The organism is Nocardioides oceani (genome assembly GCF_030412965.1).
Lineage (GTDB): Bacteria > Actinomycetota > Actinomycetes > Propionibacteriales > Nocardioidaceae > Nocardioides > Nocardioides oceani.
In genome coordinates this window covers 165,689-182,515 of the sequence record NZ_JAUHJQ010000005.1, presented here as the reverse complement: position 1 = coordinate 182,515, position 16,827 = coordinate 165,689, and the positions used below count along the sequence as shown (strand labels likewise).

16 protein-coding genes are annotated in these 16,827 nt (G+C 72.3%); 8 read left to right on the top strand and 8 right to left on the bottom strand.

Annotated features, from left to right (window positions below; all coding sequences use genetic code 11):
- Nucleotides 1-21 precede the first annotated feature (21 nt).
- Entirely contained in the window at nt 22-1,263 is a 1,242-nt protein-coding gene (locus QWY28_RS14020; protein ID WP_300953176.1) for a flavin reductase family protein, read from the top strand.
- A 600-nt stretch (nt 1,264-1,863) separates the two neighbouring features.
- On the opposite strand, the gene QWY28_RS14015 is transcribed toward QWY28_RS14020, so the two are convergent.
- Nucleotides 1,864-2,655 (bottom strand): MerR family transcriptional regulator, encoded by a 792-nt coding sequence (locus QWY28_RS14015; protein WP_300953175.1) that lies wholly within the window; start codon nt 2,653-2,655, stop codon nt 1,864-1,866.
- Nucleotides 2,656-2,733: 78 nt separating this feature from the next.
- Between QWY28_RS14015 and QWY28_RS14010 the strand changes: the two genes are divergently transcribed.
- The 3 genes from QWY28_RS14010 (at nt 2,734) to QWY28_RS14000 (ending at nt 4,785) form a co-directional block, all read left to right on the top strand.
- Nucleotides 2,734-3,105, top strand: a complete 372-nt coding sequence (locus QWY28_RS14010; RefSeq protein ID WP_300953174.1) for a hypothetical protein — start codon at nt 2,734-2,736, stop codon at nt 3,103-3,105.
- A gap of 74 nt (nt 3,106-3,179) precedes the next feature.
- Complete coding sequence (locus QWY28_RS14005; RefSeq protein WP_336622417.1) at nt 3,180-3,965, top strand: SDR family oxidoreductase; 786 nt, start codon at nt 3,180-3,182, stop codon at nt 3,963-3,965.
- Between the two features lie 310 nt (nt 3,966-4,275).
- Nucleotides 4,276-4,785 (top strand): hypothetical protein, encoded by a 510-nt coding sequence (locus QWY28_RS14000; protein WP_300953173.1) that lies wholly within the window; start codon nt 4,276-4,278, stop codon nt 4,783-4,785.
- A 220-nt stretch (nt 4,786-5,005) separates the two neighbouring features.
- Here QWY28_RS14000 and QWY28_RS13995 read toward each other — a convergent pair whose 3' ends face one another.
- Together QWY28_RS13995 and QWY28_RS13990 are read right to left on the bottom strand one after the other, a co-directional pair.
- Entirely contained in the window at nt 5,006-5,254 is a 249-nt protein-coding gene (locus QWY28_RS13995) for a hypothetical protein (RefSeq protein WP_300953172.1), read from the bottom strand.
- A 69-nt stretch (nt 5,255-5,323) separates the two neighbouring features.
- Nucleotides 5,324-6,673, bottom strand: a complete 1,350-nt coding sequence (locus tag QWY28_RS13990) for an MFS transporter (protein WP_300953171.1) — start codon at nt 6,671-6,673, stop codon at nt 5,324-5,326.
- Nucleotides 6,674-6,786: 113 nt separating this feature from the next.
- On the opposite strand from QWY28_RS13990, the gene QWY28_RS13985 reads away from it, so the two are divergent.
- Nucleotides 6,787-7,317 carry an NUDIX domain-containing protein gene (locus tag QWY28_RS13985; RefSeq protein ID WP_300953169.1) on the top strand — a complete coding sequence of 177 codons (531 nt, stop codon included), beginning with the start codon at nt 6,787-6,789 and terminating at the stop codon, nt 7,315-7,317.
- Nucleotides 7,318-7,396: 79 nt separating this feature from the next.
- On the opposite strand, the gene QWY28_RS13980 is transcribed toward QWY28_RS13985, so the two are convergent.
- The 5 genes from QWY28_RS13980 to QWY28_RS13960 form a co-directional block, all read right to left on the bottom strand.
- Nucleotides 7,397-8,302 (bottom strand): VOC family protein, encoded by a 906-nt coding sequence (locus tag QWY28_RS13980; protein ID WP_300953168.1) that lies wholly within the window; start codon nt 8,300-8,302, stop codon nt 7,397-7,399.
- A gap of 49 nt (nt 8,303-8,351) precedes the next feature.
- Entirely contained in the window at nt 8,352-9,521 is a 1,170-nt protein-coding gene (locus QWY28_RS13975) for an acyl-CoA dehydrogenase family protein (RefSeq protein WP_300953167.1), read from the bottom strand.
- A gap of 174 nt (nt 9,522-9,695) precedes the next feature.
- Nucleotides 9,696-10,769, bottom strand: a complete 1,074-nt coding sequence (locus QWY28_RS13970) for an ABC transporter permease (protein WP_300953166.1) — start codon at nt 10,767-10,769, stop codon at nt 9,696-9,698.
- Nucleotides 10,762-12,300 (bottom strand): sugar ABC transporter ATP-binding protein, encoded by a 1,539-nt coding sequence (locus tag QWY28_RS13965; RefSeq protein WP_300953165.1) that lies wholly within the window; start codon nt 12,298-12,300, stop codon nt 10,762-10,764. The genes QWY28_RS13970 and QWY28_RS13965 overlap by 8 nt, the downstream gene beginning before the upstream one ends.
- Nucleotides 12,297-13,475: a sugar ABC transporter substrate-binding protein gene (locus QWY28_RS13960; protein WP_300953164.1), complete on the bottom strand. Its 1,179-nt coding sequence runs from the start codon at nt 13,473-13,475 to the stop codon at nt 12,297-12,299. Before QWY28_RS13960 ends, QWY28_RS13965 begins: the two co-directional genes overlap by 4 nt.
- 199 nt (nt 13,476-13,674) lie before the next feature.
- On the opposite strand from QWY28_RS13960, the gene QWY28_RS13955 reads away from it, so the two are divergent.
- Genes QWY28_RS13955 through QWY28_RS13945 form a run of 3 tightly spaced genes read left to right on the top strand, consistent with a single transcriptional unit; the run spans nt 13,675 to nt 16,684 of the window.
- Nucleotides 13,675-14,922 (top strand): multidrug effflux MFS transporter, encoded by a 1,248-nt coding sequence (locus QWY28_RS13955; protein ID WP_300953163.1) that lies wholly within the window; start codon nt 13,675-13,677, stop codon nt 14,920-14,922.
- A gap of 44 nt (nt 14,923-14,966) precedes the next feature.
- Nucleotides 14,967-16,277 carry a TetR/AcrR family transcriptional regulator gene (locus QWY28_RS13950; RefSeq protein ID WP_300953162.1) on the top strand — a complete coding sequence of 437 codons (1,311 nt, stop codon included), beginning with the start codon at nt 14,967-14,969 and terminating at the stop codon, nt 16,275-16,277.
- Nucleotides 16,274-16,684, top strand: coding sequence for a heme-binding protein (locus QWY28_RS13945; RefSeq protein WP_300953161.1), 411 nt, complete (start codon nt 16,274-16,276; stop codon nt 16,682-16,684). The genes QWY28_RS13950 and QWY28_RS13945 overlap by 4 nt, the downstream gene beginning before the upstream one ends.
- Nucleotides 16,685-16,827: the final 143 nt, after the last annotated feature.

Here is a 16,827-nt window from a genome sequence, read left to right as displayed (position 1 = left end):
GCGCGGGCGCACCGTGAGGTGGTGGACACCGCAGAGCGCACCGTCATCGACCCCGCCCACTACCGCGAGGTCATGGGCCACTACCCCACCGGCGTGGCGGTCGTGACCGGCACGGTCGACGGCGAACCGGTCGGGATGGTCGTCGGGACGTTCAGCAGCGTCTCCATCGACCCGCCGCTGGTGGCGTTCATGCCGCAGGTCGGGTCGCGCACCTGGGACCGGCTGGCCGGCGCGGACGCCCTCTGCGTCAACGTCCTGGCCCACGACCAGCTCGCGCTGTGCCGGACGATGGCGGTCTCGAAGCCGGACAAGTTCGACGACGTCGCGTGGTCCCCCTCCGCCACCGGTGCCCCCGTGCTGGCCGACGCCGTCGCGCACGTGCACTGCCGCACCGCGTCGGTCATGGAGGCCGGCGACCACTGGATCGTGCTGTGCGCGGTCGACGCGATGGAGGTGACCCGGCCGGCGACGCCGCTGCTGTTCTTCCAGGGCGGGTACGGCGGGTTCTCCCCCACCGGCATGGCCGCCCGCGGCGACGGCGACCTCATCGCCGCCGTCCGGCTCGGCGACCGGGCGCGCACCCAGGTCGAGCGGCTCGCGACCTCCCTCGGCTGCGAGGCGGCGGCGCTGGTCGCGGTGAGCCCGGACGAGCTGACCACGGCGGTGAGCGCGTACGGCGGCACCGCCACCATGGTCGAGCCGCTCGGCCAGCGGATCCCGCTCATCCCCCCGATCGGTGAGGCGTACGTCGCCGGCGCGGCCCCCGACGTCGTCGAGCGCTGGCTGGCCAAGGTCACCCCGCACGACCCCGAGCTCGTCGCCTGCTACCGCAAGCGCCTGGACACCGTCGCCGCCAACGGCGTCGCCCTCAGCATGGTCGGCCCCGGCGCCCGGGCCGACTACGACCGGATGCACGACGCCCTGGCGGAGTACGCCTCCGGCGAGCTCACCCCTGCCCGCGAGCGCGCCGTCCGCTCCGTCCTCGCCCAGACCCGCCACTTCTTCGACGACGTCGAGGTCCTGCCCGACGAGACGTACGACGTCGGCGCGGTCGTCGTCCCCGTCCACGGCCCCGACGGCCGGGTCGCGATGGTCCTGCGTGCCACCCAGCTCCCCACCGGCGTCCCCGGCCGCGTCGTCACCGGCTGGATCGACAGGGTCCGCACCGCCGCGCGCTGCGTCGAGCGCGACCTCGCCACCGGCGGCGGCGCCGACCGCGCCTCGGACTACCGCGCTTGGTACGAGGCCGACTTCCCGATGTGACGGGGTGCGATCCGCTGAGGACAAGGCGTCACCGGCCTGAGACTGGCTGTCGCCTGCCGACCAGCGAAAGCGCAACGCCGGCCCGCCGCACGGGCGAGGCGCTCGGGGCCGGCCGCTTCGCGGGTCCTAGCCTGCGGATGCGCGCCGCGCTGTCGTCTACGCCGTCATCCTCGCGGTCGTCGGACTGCTCGCCTACGCGTACGGCTTCAACACCGAGGCGAGCAGGTGCGCCGAGGAAGCGCCTGACGGCGAGTGCGACCTCGCCGGTCTGGCCGGGATGGTTGTCGCAGTTCTCGCTCTCGCAGGCGCCTGCGTCGCGCTCGCTTGCGCGGAGCTCGCGATCCGCCTGCGGAGGAGACGCCGGAACAGGCACGCGACCTAGTTCGCAGGCGGTTCGCTTGGCCCCGTCACTGACTGGAGCGCCCCTCCACGTCCCACACAGCACCCGCTCGCGTCGCGACCGGTGCTGTGGAGGCACGGAAGCACATCTGCGGGATTCGAGCTGACGTGCTACGCGCGACACCCCGCCGCAAGTCGGGGGCACCCCAAAATTGTCGATGGGTGGTGGTCCGGGTAACGACCGGGCGGCCGCCCGCGTGCTTAGGACATCCTGAAGATGGGCCATCCGATCTCCGTGCGCCAGGCGGACGGGTCGGGGTCTTCGGTGGGTGTGACGAGGTAGGTCTCACGGACGGGGCCCGAGACGGCGAGGGCGTTGGCAACGACCCACGATCCGAGCTCGCCGTAGGTGACGTCGGCGTCGTCGTGCGGTCCGACGTGGGTCGCGACGGCCAGTTCGACCGGTGGCAGGGTCACGGGGTGCACGCGTCCCCGGCGGGGCGGGTCCGGGGTCGGCACGTGCAGCATCACGTGGCCCCGGCCCTCCTCGAAGAGGACGTTGTCGTAGACCCCTCCCGCGGGGCCCATGCGGACGTCGACCGCGGCCTCGAGCTCGGCCAGCGCACCGGCGTACCACGCGCCCATCGCGTCGCTGTCGACATCAGCCTCGATCGCAGCCACCGTCACCTCGGGCACCGCCCTCAGCTCGACGCGCAGCGGCACTGGATCGGGATCGAGCAGTCGGCGCAGCGACACGACGGCAGCGCGGGTGCGGTCCAGCTCGGCCTCCAGCCGCGCCAGGTGGTCAGACACGAGCGCGGCACGGCTGCCGGCGTCGGTCGACTCGATGATGCGTCGGACGTCCGCCAGGGGGACGTCGAGCTCTCGCAGGCGGTGGATCACTTGTGCGGTCGGGATCTGACTTGCGTCGTAGGAGCGGTAACCCGTGGCTCGGTCGACCGCGGCAGGGACGAGCAAACCCGCCTCGTGATAGCGACGCAGGGTCTTCACGCTCAGGTGCGTCAGGCGCGAGAACTCACCGATGGCCAGCATGGCGGCAGTCTGCCCCCTCCCCCTGGGGGAGAGTCCCGTCCTTGACCCTGCCGCGGAGGAACGCCACATCGTGAGGGCATGACCACCAACACCACGACAGAAGAGAACCCCACCTTCCCCTGGGACGAGCTCCCGAAGATTGTGGCGCAGTACCTCCGCGCCCACATCGTCCAGGAATACGCCACCGCCATGACCCACCTGTCCGAGGACGTCATCGTCATCGACGACGGTCACGTGCTCGAGGGGCGCGAGGAGACGCTCAAGGCCTTCGACAAGTCAGCGAATGACTACGACGTCGAGACCAGGCTGATGGCGGTGTCCAGGCCGGCCGCCGACGTGTGGGAGGTGGGCACCCACCTCTCGGGGAACTTCCCCGGCGGTGAGGTTGATCTCCGCATGCGCTTCACCCTCGCTGACGGCGCGATCCGGAAGCTGGAGATCACCGTTTGACTCCCTAGTGCCCGTGCACGAGGCCCTGACGTCCGACGCCAAGAAGCCCGACACAACGTCGGCAGGAGGACAACATGACCATGCAAGACCGCGACCGCCTCGACGGCCGGCGCGCACTCGTGACAGGCGGGTCGAGAGGTACCGGCAAGGCGGTGGTGCGGCGGTTGCGCGAGATGGGCGCTGACGTGTGGACCACAGCCCGCACGATGCCGGCCGGCTACGAGCTCCCCGACCGCTTCATCCAGGCCGACACCTCCACCATCGACGGCGTGAAGACCATCGCCGCCAGGATCGCCGAGGAAGGCCCGCTGAACATCCTGGTGCACGTCACCGGCGGCTCCTCGACCCCACCCGGCGGCTTCACCGCAGCATCCGACGAACACTGGCTTGCCGAGCTCGACCTCAATCTCCTCGGGGCCGTCCGACTGGACCGAGCCCTGCTGCCGGCCATGGTCGAGGCCGGCGCCGGAGCCGTCGTCCACGTCACCTCGATCCAAGGCCAGATGCCGCTGCACGACGCGACGTTGCCCTACGCGTCCGCCAAGGGCGCGTTGCGCACCTACAGCAAGGGACTGGCCAACGAGCTCGCGCCCCGCGGCATCCGGGTGAACACCGTCAGCCCCGGTGGCATCGAGACCGAGGGGTACGACGACTTCGTCGACCGGCTTGCCGGCGGCAACGACGTCACGCCCGAGCAGGCGAAGCAGATGATCTTCGACTCCTTGGGAGGGGTTCCGCTCGGGCGGTTCGCCACCACCGAGGAGGTCGCGGACCTCATCGGCTTCCTGGTCTCTGATCGCGCGTCCTCGATCCTGGGCGCCGAATACGTCATCGACGGCGGAACGACACCCACCACCTAGGACAAATACCGGTGCTCCTGACTGACTGTGTCAGGAACACCGGTCCCCCGCACAACGCCAGCAAGCGACCTCGTGCGGACCCGCGGCGGGTGCTTCTTTCCGCCGCATGCGCATCAGTTAGTTGGCCCGGCGCCCTTCCCGCCCGGTGGTGATCTCGAGCCTTCCCGACGTGTCCGCATTCGCGACCCGTGTTGAATAGGCGTCGGCCGCGTTCGCATGGCGGTCGCGCCGCCGCGAACAGGTCGCACGCCCCAAGTTCAAGTGGTCAGCGGCGCGCGGAAGGTCGGTTGTGATCTTCTAAAGTCGAGGCATGACTGGCGACCGCTCCTCAGATCCCGAGGCGCACTCGGCCAAACCATCGGTCAGCGTCGACGCTGTGTACGCTGCCCTAGCAGCCCGCCGCACACAGTTTGACAATCTGCTGTGGCAGGTTCCCGTCCTAAGCCTCACTGCTCAGGCGTTCTTGTTCACCATCGCCCTTAGCGACGGGGGCACCAAGTACTCGCGCAGCGTGGCTTGTCTGCTGTCGATGGTGACCAGCTTCCTAACGGTGCAGATCTTCACTCGGCATAGGCAAGCGGAGATCACAGACGCTCAGTGGCTGGCTGAGTTCGAGGCTAGCTCCAGCGACGGCATTGATATTGTGCATGGAACGACGTGGCAGGCGCGCCGCAACAGACAGCCTGCTGATGCCGGTGCATTCGAGCCGCTCCGATATCTGCCCGGCTTCCGAACGTGGGCTTGGGGACTCAGCACCTTCGGCGTGGCTGCCTTCCTTACGCTCGTGATCACCTGGGCGGCACCACATTGGCTTCGCTAGCGAAGTTACTGTTCAGATTGGAAGTCTTCGTCCCTGTGACCTTCACGCGCCCGTGAGCAGTGAAGGATCATCCAAGGCAACGCACCCGTAGCGACGCACCTGAAACGGCTGACCCGAAACGACGCGTGGAAACGGCGCGTCATACCGGCTTCACTGGACGCTGGCGACGACCGGATCTTCCGCGCTGCGCGCTCCGCAATTGTTCGGTCGCTGCGCACGCTCAGCGCCGAGCGGGCGGCCCACCCGCGGACGTACGAGGGTTGAGCGCGCAGGTCTGGGCGAGACCGAGGGCCCAGCAGGTCGGGCAACCGCGCAGCAGCACCGCGGCCGGGACGACGAGCAGGAGCGCCAGGGGCCCGACCCACGGCACGAGCACGAACGCCGCCACCATCATCGGCAGGCCCAGCGCTCCCCGGACGAGGTGCCGGCCGACGGTGCGGCTGGCGAACATGGTGTCGGGCTGGCTCATGTCCTTGGTTCGCCGCCGACGCAGTGAACGGATGGCGCGCGGGCGCCCACGGTGACCATCAGGGACGGCTCAGCGCGGCATCGGGGTGTCGGTGACGGTGGTGCCGGGGTCGAGCGGTTCGGTCAGGGTGGTCGGGGGCGGGGGCGCGTCCTCGGGGGCACCGGCGCGGGCGTCGGCGAGGACGTCGGCCGGGACGTGCTGCTCGAGGTAGCGCCGGCCGGCGCGGGTCGCCGGGTGCATGGCCGCGGCCGCGGCGCCCACGATGGCGGCGATGGTGAGCCAGCCGAAGGCGCCCCACTCCATCGCCAGGAAGCCGTAGACGGCCGGCGCCCAGAACCGGCCGAGGGTGTTCCCGAGCTCGGAGACGCCCTGGTAGTCGCCGCGGCGGCGGGGGTCCATCAGCTCGGCCTCGAAGGTCCACCCCGAGGCGGAGAGGTAGAGCTCGGCCCAGGTCAGGACGATGTGGCCGACGAAGAAGAGGACGATCGTGACCCATCCGACGGTCTCGTGGGTGGCCAGCGTGACGAGGCAGGTGAGCGCGAAGAAGATCGCGGAGAGGCGTACGGCACGCAGGGCGGTGTCGACGTCGCGGATGCCGCGCGAGGTGAGCCGGGGCAGCACGATGCACATCACGGTGTTGGTGGCGAAGAGCAGCGCCACGAGCTCGTGGGGAGCGTCGGTCTCGATGACCAGCCACAGCGGGATCACCGTGTGCAGCAGCACCTGGTTCGACCACAGCACGCCGGTCAGGAAGGTCACCGCCAGCCAGCTCCGGTTGCGGATCGCCGGTGGCCCCTCGGGCTTGCGGCGGGGCTCGCTCGAGCGGACGTCGTGGGAAGCGTTCGGCAGCCGGAGGATCGCCGCCGCGTTCACCAGGAAGAGGACCGCGGTGAGGATCGGCGCCCAGCGCAGCACGTCGGAGCCGAAGGCGATGGCACCGCCGCTCAGGAACGCCCCGATGCTGAAGCCCACGTTGAGCGCGGAGTACATGTAGGCCCGGGACTCCACGCGCTCGGCAGGCGGCAGCACGTCGAGGACGTACGCCGCGTGGGCCGCCCCGCCCAGGCTGCCCGCCAGCTCCATCACGACCGCGAGCGCGATGAACTGCGGGAAGCTGTCGATCCAGGGCCAGGCGAGGAACAGCGCGCCCTGGAGCACGGCGCTCAGCGACCACATCCGCTTGGGGCCGAACCGGTCGACGAGCTTCCCGGCCGGCACCGCGACGAGGAAGCTGGCGATCGCCGCCACCGTCAGACCGATGCCGACCTGGCCCAGCGACAGCCCGAGGATGACGCCGAAGTAGACGGCGGAGCCCGCCAGGAAGGCGCCCTCCCCCGTGGCGAAGAGCAGCGACTGGACCGACAGGCGGCCGGCGAGGGTGGACGGGGGCGTGACGTAGGTGCGGAGTGCGGTGAGCATCGCGGCTGATTCTCCCCTGCCGCGCCGACAGCCGTCGCCAGCATTTCCGATCGTCGAGAGCCGCCGTACCTCGATGCAGGCACGTCGTGGCCGCGCTGCAGCACACTCGTGCGATGGAGACGCTCGCCAGCAAGCGCGTGTACGACAACCCGTTGCTGTCGGTGCGCGAGGACGTCGTACGTCGCGCCGACGGCTCGACCGGCCGGTACGCCGTCGTGGACACCGCCGACATCGCGGTGGTCGTGCCGTGGGACGGAGAGCGGCTCCACCTCGTCGAGCAGTATCGGCACCCGGTCGCGGGCCGCCGGTGGGAGCTCCCGTCCGGGAGCGCCGAGGCGTCCGACGGCTCGGACCCGGAGACCGTGGCCCGCCGGGAGCTGCGGGAGGAGACCGGCCTGCAGGCGGCCGAGCTGGTGGTCCTCGGGACGCTCGAGGTGACGCCCAGCCTGGTCGCCCACCGCTGCACCGTCTTCCTCGCCACCGGTCTCTCGGCCGGCGCGACGCAGCGCGACGCCGGCGAGCAGGACATGCGGTCGGCGTGGTTCAGCGAGGCCGAGGTCGTGGAGATGGTCCGGTCCGGTCGGCTGGTCGACGCGAAGTCGATCGCGGCGCTGACGCTGCTCCGCCTGCGGCGTCCGACGTGACCGCGCGAGCGAGGCACGTCTCGACGACGCTCGCTGCCCGACCGGCCGATGCCTGCCGGTCGAGCAGCGGAGCCGAGGATCAGTCGGCCAGGGGGTGCACGATGCCCGGCGGACGGTTCTTCGCCTCGGGGTCGAGCTTGTGGCCCCAGATGGCGGCGGCGCCGTAGGTGTAGGGCACCCACTCCTCGTCGACCTCGATGCCGTCGAAGCCGACCTCGACGTTGAACAGCGACGGGGTGGCGCAGTAGAAGCTGAACGTCTTGTCGTTGGTGTGGCGACCCAGGCTGAGCGTGATCGGGACGTCGTACTCCTCGAGCATGTCGTAGGCCGAGCCCACGTCGTCGATCGAGCCCATCTGCAGCATCAGGTGGTTGAAGACCGCGACGCCGGGAGGGCACTGGCCCAGCGCGAGCGTGTGGTGGCGCTCGTTGACGTGGTAGAACCGCGCGTTCAGCGAGCCCGGGACGATGATCTTGTCCGACAGCTTGAAGCCCAGGACGTCGTGGAAGAACCGGTGGCCCGCCTCGATGTCGGGCATCATCAGCAGCACGTGGCCCAGGCCCTGGGTGCCGGTCACGAAGCCGGAGATGGCGCGGCCGGGGCGGAACGTCGCGGGGTAGAAGTGCTGGCCCCAGCTGACCTCGTGCGGGAACCCCCACGGGTCGGTGAAGGTGACGAGCTGGTTGACCGAGCGGGCCTCGGCCAGCTCCGCTGAGCCGCGCTCGGCGGCCACGCCGGCGGCGGCGAGCCGCTCGAGGACGACGTCGAGGTCCTCCTCGTGGTCCACCGCCCAGCCGAAGTAGGCCACCGAGTCCTGCTCGGCGGGGTGGACCTGGATCCGCCAGGCGGCGTCGTCGACGCGCAGCCGCACCGAGCCGTCGGGGCCGTCCGCGGCGAGCTCGGCGCCGAGGAAGCCCTCCCCGAACCTGCGCCAGTCCTCCGACCGGGGAGAGTTCACCCCGAGGTAGGCGAGCGAAGTGATCATGCTGGTTCTCCTGATGTGTTGAGTGGGTGCAGCCAGGTGGACGCTGGGGTCAGACGAACAGGGCCGGGCTGGCCTCGCCGCCGAGGTCGTCGGTCGACCAGCCGGTGTAGACGTTCTCCGCGACGTTGCAGATGTGGCTGAGCCCCACCTGCAGGTCGCGCCAGTAGCGCTCGTTCGGGAAGTCGGTGCGGATGCCGCTCGCGCCGCTGATCTTGAACAGCCGGTCGATCGCGTCGGCTGCCCGCCGCGAGGCTCGGACCTGGTCGCGGCGGAAGGTCAGCCGCTGGGCGCGGCTGATCTCGCCGCCCTTGGTGACGTGCTCCTGGAGCTCGACCGCGGAGGTCAGCAGGTGGCAGCGGCTGGCGGCGATGTCGGCGGCCGCCTCGGCGTACGTCGTGAGCTGGGTCGGGTCGGTCCTGCCGACGATGCCGTCGGCGGAGACACGGCCGGCGAGGTAGTCGCGGTACGCCCCGAGCGCGCCCTGGGCGATGCCCTGGGTGGCGGCCGCGACCGCGGCGGAGAACACCACGGGGAACTTCAGGCGGTAGAGCGGCTTGCCCTCCTGCCGGTGCTCGTAGCCGCCGGCCGACATCGTGCCGGCCTCCACGACACGGTGCTCGGGGATGAACACGTCGGTCATCGCGACGTCCTTGGAGCCGGTGCCGAGCAGGCCCATGACGTTCCAGGAGTCCTCGATGATCTCGTAGTCCGCGCGCGGGATCACGAAGTGGCGCACGTCCGGCGGCATGCCCGGCTGGCCGTCCTCGCCGACGACGATGCCGCCGAGGATCACCCAGCCGGCGTGGTCGGTGCCGGTGGAGTACGGCCAGCGGCCGGTGAACAGGAAGCCGCCGTCGACGCGGGTGGCGCGCCCGATCGGGGCGTACGGCGACGCGGTCCACGTGTCCTGGTCCTCGCCCCAGATCTCGTCCTGGACGCGCGGGTCCATCATCGCGATCTCCCACGGGTGGACGCCCACGACGCCCGCGACCCAGCCGGCCGACGGCGACGCCGCGCCGACCGACATGGCCGCCTCGAGGAAGTCGGCCAGCGTGGCCTCGTGACCGCCGTGCTCGACGGGCTGGAGCAGCCGGACCAGGCCCGACTCCTTCATCGCCTCGACGGTGCGGTCGGTCAGCCGGCCCAGCCGGTCGCTCGGCACGGCCTCCTCGCGGAGGACGTCGGCGGCCTTGTGGACTCTCTCCACCACCTCGTGCATGGGTTCCTCATCTCTGCTGCGCGGCCGGGGCCGCGGGGTTCGGGGGCGACCGCTCGCCTTCGCTGTAGCGATCACTACGGGAACGGTAGGAAGGTGTGACTTGAGCCACCACCGCCGCGTGCCGGGGACCGGCACGCGGCGGCGGAGGCGGGGGCCGGCTCGTCGGACCGGCCGTCAGCTGGCGCGCGAGCGGTCGCGGACGACCTTCGCGAGGGCGACGGCGACGACGAGGCCGGCGCCGTAGAAGACGTTCTGGATCCAGCCGGCGTACCCGAGCAGCTGGAGGCCGAAGATGCCGGTGGTCAGGAAGTAGATCGCCACCATGGTGCCGATCGGGTTGAACGCGCCCGGCTGGACGACGGCGGTGCCGAGGAAGACAGCGGCCAGCGCCGGCAGCAGGTAGCTGTTGGACGTCGAGGAGTCGAACCCGCCGACGGTCGCGACCAGGACCAGGCCGGCGAGGCCGGCGAGCAGGCCAGCGGTCACGTAGGCGCCGAACCGGACGCGGTGGACGCGGATGCCGGCCAGGCGGGCGACCTCGGCGTTGGCGCCGACGAAGACCATCGCGCGCCCCAGCGGGGTCCACGCGAGGACGTAGGCGATGACGAGGGCCAGCGCGATGCCGTACCAGAACGACACGGGCATGCCGAGCACGTCGCCGATCGCGATCTTCGCCAGGCCGGGGCTGCTGACCGAGACGATCGTCGAGCCCGAGACGAGCTGGGCGACACCGGTGAGCAGGGTCGCCATGCCGAGCGTGACCACGAACGAGGAGACGTCGAGCACCACCACGAAGAACGCGTTGACCGCACCCGCGAGGACGGCGGCGCCGACGCCGAGGAGGCAGGCCAGCACGATGTCCATCCCGTGCACGCCGGCGAGGACGGGGATGACGGTGGCCGTGATGCCCATCATCGCCGCGACCGACAGGTCGAACTCGCCGACCACGAGCGTCACGAGCGCCGACATCGCCAGGAACACCAGCACCTGCTGGGAGCCGAAGATGGAGGAGAAGGTGCCGCTCGTGCCGAAGGTGTCCGGCACCTGGGAGTAGAAGTAGAGCGCCATCAGCGCCCAGACGCCGATGAGGGCGTACTTCGAGGCGAGCGTGCGCAACAGGCCGCCGGCGCCGCCGGGTCGCGGTGACTCCCCCTGGACGGGCGCGGGGGCGACCGAGCCGTCGTCGGCGAGGATCCGCTGCGCGGTCTCGTCGTCGCTGACGAGGTGGTCGACGGTGGTCTCAGGCATGCGTGGCTCCGGTGGTCGTGGGGACGGAATAGACGGCCTCGAGCAGGGCGTCGGGGTCGTCGGTGTGCATCTCCCGCGGCTCGAGGCCCGGGTGGAGCACGAGGACCCGGTCGCAGATCTCGACGAGGTCGGTGGGCTCGGTGCTCACGAGCAGCACGCCGCGGCCGGCGGCGGCCGCGTCACCGATCGCGCGCAGCAGGTCCGCGCGGGCACCGACGTCGACGGCCTGGGTCGGCTCGTGGAGCACGAGCAGGTCCGGGTCGGTCGAGAGCCACTTGGCGAACAGGACCTTCTGCTGGTTGCCGCCGCTGAGCTCCTTGACCAGGTCGTCGCCGGAGCGGGCCTTGATCCCGAGCCGGCGCACGGACTCGGCGGTCAGCTCGTCCTGCCAGCCGCGGCGCACCAGCCACGCACTCCCCCGGCGCCGCAGGCTCGGCAGCGCCAGGTTGTCGCGCACGCTGAGGTCGACCGCGAGCCCGTCGCGCACCCGCCGCTCGGGCACCAGCGCGATGCCGGCACGCAGCGTCTCCGCGACGCCTGCGCGGGTCAGGTCCACCCGGCTGGTCGGGGTCACGACGGTGCCGGAGGCGGCGGGCGTGGCGCCCGCCAGGAGGTACGGCACCTTCTCGAAGCCCGTGCCCGGCAGGCCGGTCAGGCCGACGACCTCGCCGCGGCGGACCGTGACCGAGAACGGCCGGCCGTCGACCGCGAGGTCGCTGACCACGGCGGCCGGCTCGTCGGTCGGCGGGTGCACCGACGGCGTACGCGTGACCGCGTCGACGGTCTTGCCGAGCGTCAGCCGGGCGAGGTCGGCCTCCCCCAGCTCGGCGGTGGGCAGCCCGGCGCCGGCGACCCGGCCGTCGCGCAGCACCGTCACCCGGTGGCTGAGGGTCAGCACCTCCTCGAGGTTGTGGCTGACCATCAGCACCGCCGTGCCCGAGCCGACGACGCGGCCGAGGAGGTCGTGCATGCGGGCCAGGTCCTCGCGGGGCAGGGCGCGGGTCGCCTCGTCGAGGATCATCACGCCCTCCCCCGGCACCGTGCCGCGCAGCGCGCGGGCGATCGCGACGCCCGCCCGGTGGGCCGGGGCCAGGTCGCCGACGAGCGTGCGCGGGTGGACCGGGATCTCGAGGCGGGCGAGGATCTCGGCCGCGACCTCGTCCTGCCGGCGCCAGTCGATCCGCCCGGTGAGCCGGGACCGGACGAAGCCGCCGATGCCGACGTTCTCGCTGACCGTGAGGTGGTCGAGCAGGCCCATGTCCTGGTGGACCACCGACAGCCCGGCCGCCTGCGCGGCCTGCCAGCGGACGGGCAGCGCCAACGGCTGCCCGTCCACCTCGAGGGTCATCCCGGGATCGGGCGAGTGGTAGCCGGTGAGGATCTTGACCAGCGTCGACTTCCCGGACCCGTTCTGACCCACCAGCGAGTGGATCTCCCCGGGCCGGACGACGAGGTGGGCGTCCTGCAGCACCGTGCTGGGGCCGAAGGTCTTGCTGGCGCCGCGGGCTTCCAGCCGAGGGAGGTCGGTCATCGTTGCTCCACGCCCCAGGCCTCGAGGAAGGCGTCCTTGAACCGGTCGTCGCCGAACCAGTCGGGAGTGAAGTAGGCGTCGTCGGTGAGCTCGAGGTCCCCGACGTTGTCGGCGACGAAGTCGCGGGTGACCATCGCGTCGGCGGGCCGGACCTCGTCGCCGGCGAGCAGCTGCATCAGGCCGTTGGCGTACTTCCAGCCCTCGTAGATCACCGGGGTGCCGAGGTCGGAGGCCTGCTGGCCGTCGCGGACCCGCTGCAGGCCGGCGAGGTCGGAGCTGGAGGAGAAGACCCGCACCTGGTCGGCCTTGCCGGAGCTCTGCAGGCCCTGCATCGCCGGCGGCACGAAGCTGTCGACCGGCACGATCAGCGTGTTGGTGTCGGGGTTGGCGACCATCGCGGCGCTCACCGCGGAGGGGAGCTTGTCGAGGTTGGCCGTGGTGAAGTCTGCGGTCGCGATGCCGCAGGTCGGGCACAGCTCCTCGAACGTCGCCACGCCCTGCTCGCTGGCCTCGCGGGTCGTGGTGGAGTCCATCAGGCGCAGCCAGAGGACGTTGGTGTCCTCGCCGCCCTGGGCGAGCGCGGACATCGACATCGCGTCGTACAGCTTCCCGACGCGACCGGTGTTGTCGTAGAAGGCGAGCGTCTCGTCGGACTCGCGGCCGCCGGTCGGCTCGACGCCGCCGATGAGGACCGGGACGCCCCGGTCGGCCAGCGCGTCGAACGCGGTCCCGGCCATCGCGTAGTCGATGAACAGCGAGACGACCGCGTCCGCGCCCTGGTCGCCGGCCTGCTTGAGGCAGTCGGCCACGGCGGTCGGGGTGAACTTGCCGTCGCAGATCGTGGCGGTCGCGCCGACGGCCTCCATCGCGTCCTGGATGCCGACCGCGACCCCGTGGATGACCGGGATGTTGTCGCCGAGCGGGATGACGGTGACCTTCTTGCCCGCGAGGTCCGGGGTCGAGGACAGCGCCGGCTCCTCGGGATACTCCGTGACCGCCGCGCGCAGGGCCTCGACGGCCTCCTTCGCCTGCGCGATGCCGCTCGCGCTGTCCTCCGCGCTGCCGCCGGTCTCCGCCTTGACGCTGTCCTGGGCGCAGGCGCCGAGCATGCTCACGAGCGCCGCGGACGCGAGCAGCGCCGCGCCCCGCCGTGCGGTGTGACGATGAGGTGACATGGGGTAGTCCTTTGCCGTGCATCGGCCTCGTGGGCCGGTGGGTGGTGGTCGTCCGAGACCTGCCGACCTTGGATCGTCGTGGCACGCGTCACACAGCGCGGCGTGCCGCTCTGCGGACCGCCCGCCACGCGCGCCGACCCGTGCCGCGGACAGGCACACCGCCGTCGTACGTCGCCGGGCGAGCCGGGACGATGCGGCCGTGACCGTCTCTCCCACCGACTCCGCCTCCCGGGACACCACGACACCTGCGGCCGAGCTGTCCCGCACCGTGCTGGTGACCCTCGGCGCGCTCACCGCGGTGGCGCCGCTGGTGACCGACCTCTACCTGCCCGGGCTGCCCGACCTCGCCCGCTCGCTGGGCACCTCCGAGGCGATGGCGCAGCTGACGATGTCGGTGTGCCTGGTGGGCCTGGCGCTGGGCCAGCTGGTCGCGGGGCCCTGGAGCGACCGGGTCGGGAGGATGCGTCCGCTGCGCTGGGGCGTGGTCGTCCTGACGGTCACCTCGCTGCTGTGCGCGGTCGCCACGAACGTCTGGGTCCTCCTGGCGCTGCGCCTGGTCCAGGGGCTCGCCGGCGCCGCCGCGATGGTGGTCGCCCGCGCGATCGTGCGCGACGTGTACGACGGGGCGCGGGCCGCGAAGGTCTTCTCCGAGCTGATGCTGGTCATGGGCCTGGCGCCCGTGCTCGGCCCGCTGCTCGGCGGGCAGCTGCTCGCGGTGACCGACTGGCGCGGCATCTTCGTCTTCCTCGGCCTCGTCGGCGCGCTGCTGGCCGCGGCGTGCTGGCTCGTGCTGCACGAGACCCGGCCGGAGGACGTCCGCAGCCAGGCCCCGGTGCGCCGGCGGGCGCTGCGCCGGCTCGTGGCGGACACCCGGTTCCGCGGCTTCATGGTGATGAGCGCGCTGCTCGGGGTCGTGCTGTTCGGCTACATCTCGATGAGCTCGTTCGTGCTGCGCGGCGACTACAGCCTCGGCCCGGTCGCCTACGCCTGGGTCTTCGGCGCGAACGCCGCCGGCATGGTCGTCGGCAGCCAGGTGAGCGCCCGGCTGGTCGGGCAGGTCGGCCCCGCCGCCCTGCTGCGCGCCGGGGTGCTGCTCGTCGCCGGCGCGTCCGTCGCGTCCGCGGTGGCCCTCGCCCTCGAGGCGCCGCTGGCGGTCGTGGCGGTCCCGTTGTGGCTGGTGCTCGCCGGGCTCGGCATGTCGATGGGCAACAGCACCGCGCTGGCGCTGGTGCCGCACGCCGCCGACGCGGGGTCCGCCGCGGCCCTGCTGGGGGCGAGCCAGTTCCTCCTCGGCGCGGCCGTCCCGCCGCTCGTGTCGGTCGGCGGGGTGTCGGGGACGCTCATGGGCGCGACCATGGCGACCGCCGGCGTCAGCGCGCTGCTGGCGCTGGTCCTGGTCATCCTGCCCCGCCTCGCCGCCGACGCCCGGCCGGCCGGCGCTCACTAGACTGGCGCCGCCGCCGCGCGGCAGCCCCCACCCGGAGCGGAGCCATGGCACGCAAGACCACCCGTCAGCACTCGCAGGGCGACGCCTCCCGGCGCACGATCCTCGACGCGACGCTCCAGATCGCGGGCGAGCGCGGCTACGTCGGCACCACGATGGCCAAGGTGACCAAGGCCAGCGGCCTGCCCGCGAGCTCGGTCTACTGGCACTTCCGCAACAAGGACGAGCTGCTGGCCGAGGCGCTCGACCACGGGTACCGCCGCTACGCCGAGGAGCAGCCCCGCTGGCTGCACCACGCCGACGAGCGGCCGCTCGAGGAGGGCGTCCTCGACCACCTGCTCGCCACCACCCGGGCCCTCGACGAGGAGCCCGGCTTCTGGCGGATGGGCCTGCTGATCGCGCTCGAGACCGGCCCGGCCGTGGGCAACGCGCCGCGCGAGCGGTTCCTCGACGTCCGCGGCCAGGCCATCGCGCGGCTCGAGACGTGGTGGCGCCACGAGCTCGGCGCGGACGACCCGACTGGCGCCCACGCACGCACCCTCGCCCTGCTCACCGTCTCCGGCACCGACGGCGTCTTCCTGGCTCACCAGTCCGACGTCCAGGAGGACCTCGAGCCGATGGTCCGGGCGCTCGCCCACGGCCTCGCCGCCGCGGCTCGCCACCTGGTCGCGGACACGCCGCGCCCACGACGTACCGGCCGGCGCGTGCCGCCCGTCCGCCTCGTCGTCGCCGAGCCCGACTCCGGCCGGGAGAAGCTGCTGCGCGCGGCCGCCGACGTCGCCGCGGCCAGCGGCTACGACGGCGCCAGCATCTCGCGCATCTGCGAGCAGGCCGGCCTGCCGCCGAGCTCGCTCTACTGGCACTTCAAGGACAAGGACGACCTGCTCGCCTCGGCCATCGAGCACTCCTACCAGGAGTGGTACGTCGCCCAGCCGGCCTGGCTGCCGCCGGCCGACGGGACCCGCTGGCAGGACGAGCTGCGCGACCACTTCGCGGTCAGCCTGCGCAGCCTGGCCGAGCGGCCGCTCTTCCTCCGCATCGGCCACATGCTCCTGCTGCTGCGGCGCGACCAGCCGCCCGCCGCCCGCGTCCGCTTCGTCGGCGTGCGGCGACAGGCGCGCCTGGTCCAGGAGCAGTGGTTCGCCCAGGTGCTCGGCGCCGACGCCCCCGCGGGGACGGCCGACACGCTGGCGCTGCTGACCATGGCGCTCTCCGACGGGCTGTTCTTCTCCTACCAGCTCGACGAGCCGACCTGGGACGCCGAGGTCTTCACCGAGCTGCTCGTCACGATGCTCGACGCCGCCTCGACCTCCCCGCCGGACGTCTCCCCCGCCTCGACGCCCGCGAGCGCCGGGTGACCCGGCTCGACCGGGCCGCTGCGGAGGCGGTCGCGGCCGCGGCGCTCGACGCCGCGCGGGCCGCCGGGGTCCGGGTCAGCGTGGCCGTCGTCGACGAGCGGGGCGCCGACGTCGTCGTGCTCCGCGACGACGGCGCCGCGTGGTTCACCCCCGGTGTCGCCCGCGCCAAGGCGGCCACCGCGGCCGCGATGGGCGCGCCCACCGCCGCCCTCCGCGAGCTCCGCACGGCGTACCCCGAGCTCGCCGACCTCGTCGACGACCAGCTCCCCCAGCGGTTCACCACCCTGCCCGGCGGCGTGCCGCTGGCGCTCGGCGGCCGGAGCGTCGGCGCCGTCGGCGTGAGCGGCGCGCACCCCGACCAGGACGTCGCCTGCGCCGAGGCCGCCGCCGCGGCCCTCGGCTCCTAGCCCCGGACGCCCCCGGCCCCTCTCGGCCGCTCCCCGGGCCCCTCGCCGCGTCGGCAGGCCGGACGCCAGAAGGACCACCGTCGTGGAGTGATCACTACGCACTCGGAGACCGCCGTTGGAGCGACGCCACCCAACCCGAGCGA

Bases quoted from the DNA above. Each gene is read 5' to 3' on its own strand.
- QWY28_RS14015 (WP_300953175.1), bottom strand. From the start codon at position 2,655: ATGCTGGCCATCGGTGAGTTCTCGCGCCTGACGCACCTGAGCGTGAAG.
- QWY28_RS14010 (WP_300953174.1), top strand. From the start codon at position 2,734: ATGACCACCAACACCACGACAGAAGAGAACCCCACCTTCCCCTGGGAC.
- QWY28_RS14005 (WP_336622417.1), top strand. From the start codon at position 3,180: ATGACCATGCAAGACCGCGACCGCCTCGACGGCCGGCGCGCACTCGTG.
- QWY28_RS14000 (WP_300953173.1), top strand. From the start codon at position 4,276: ATGACTGGCGACCGCTCCTCAGATCCCGAGGCGCACTCGGCCAAACCA.
- QWY28_RS13995 (WP_300953172.1), bottom strand. From the start codon at position 5,254: ATGAGCCAGCCCGACACCATGTTCGCCAGCCGCACCGTCGGCCGGCAC.
- QWY28_RS13990 (WP_300953171.1), bottom strand. From the start codon at position 6,673: ATGCTCACCGCACTCCGCACCTACGTCACGCCCCCGTCCACCCTCGCC.
- QWY28_RS13985 (WP_300953169.1), top strand. From the start codon at position 6,787: ATGGAGACGCTCGCCAGCAAGCGCGTGTACGACAACCCGTTGCTGTCG.
- QWY28_RS13980 (WP_300953168.1), bottom strand. From the start codon at position 8,302: ATGATCACTTCGCTCGCCTACCTCGGGGTGAACTCTCCCCGGTCGGAG.
- QWY28_RS13975 (WP_300953167.1), bottom strand. From the start codon at position 9,521: ATGCACGAGGTGGTGGAGAGAGTCCACAAGGCCGCCGACGTCCTCCGC.
- QWY28_RS13970 (WP_300953166.1), bottom strand. From the start codon at position 10,769: ATGCCTGAGACCACCGTCGACCACCTCGTCAGCGACGACGAGACCGCG.
- QWY28_RS13965 (WP_300953165.1), bottom strand. From the start codon at position 12,300: ATGACCGACCTCCCTCGGCTGGAAGCCCGCGGCGCCAGCAAGACCTTC.
- QWY28_RS13960 (WP_300953164.1), bottom strand. From the start codon at position 13,475: ATGTCACCTCATCGTCACACCGCACGGCGGGGCGCGGCGCTGCTCGCG.
- QWY28_RS13950 (WP_300953162.1), top strand. From the start codon at position 14,967: ATGGCACGCAAGACCACCCGTCAGCACTCGCAGGGCGACGCCTCCCGG.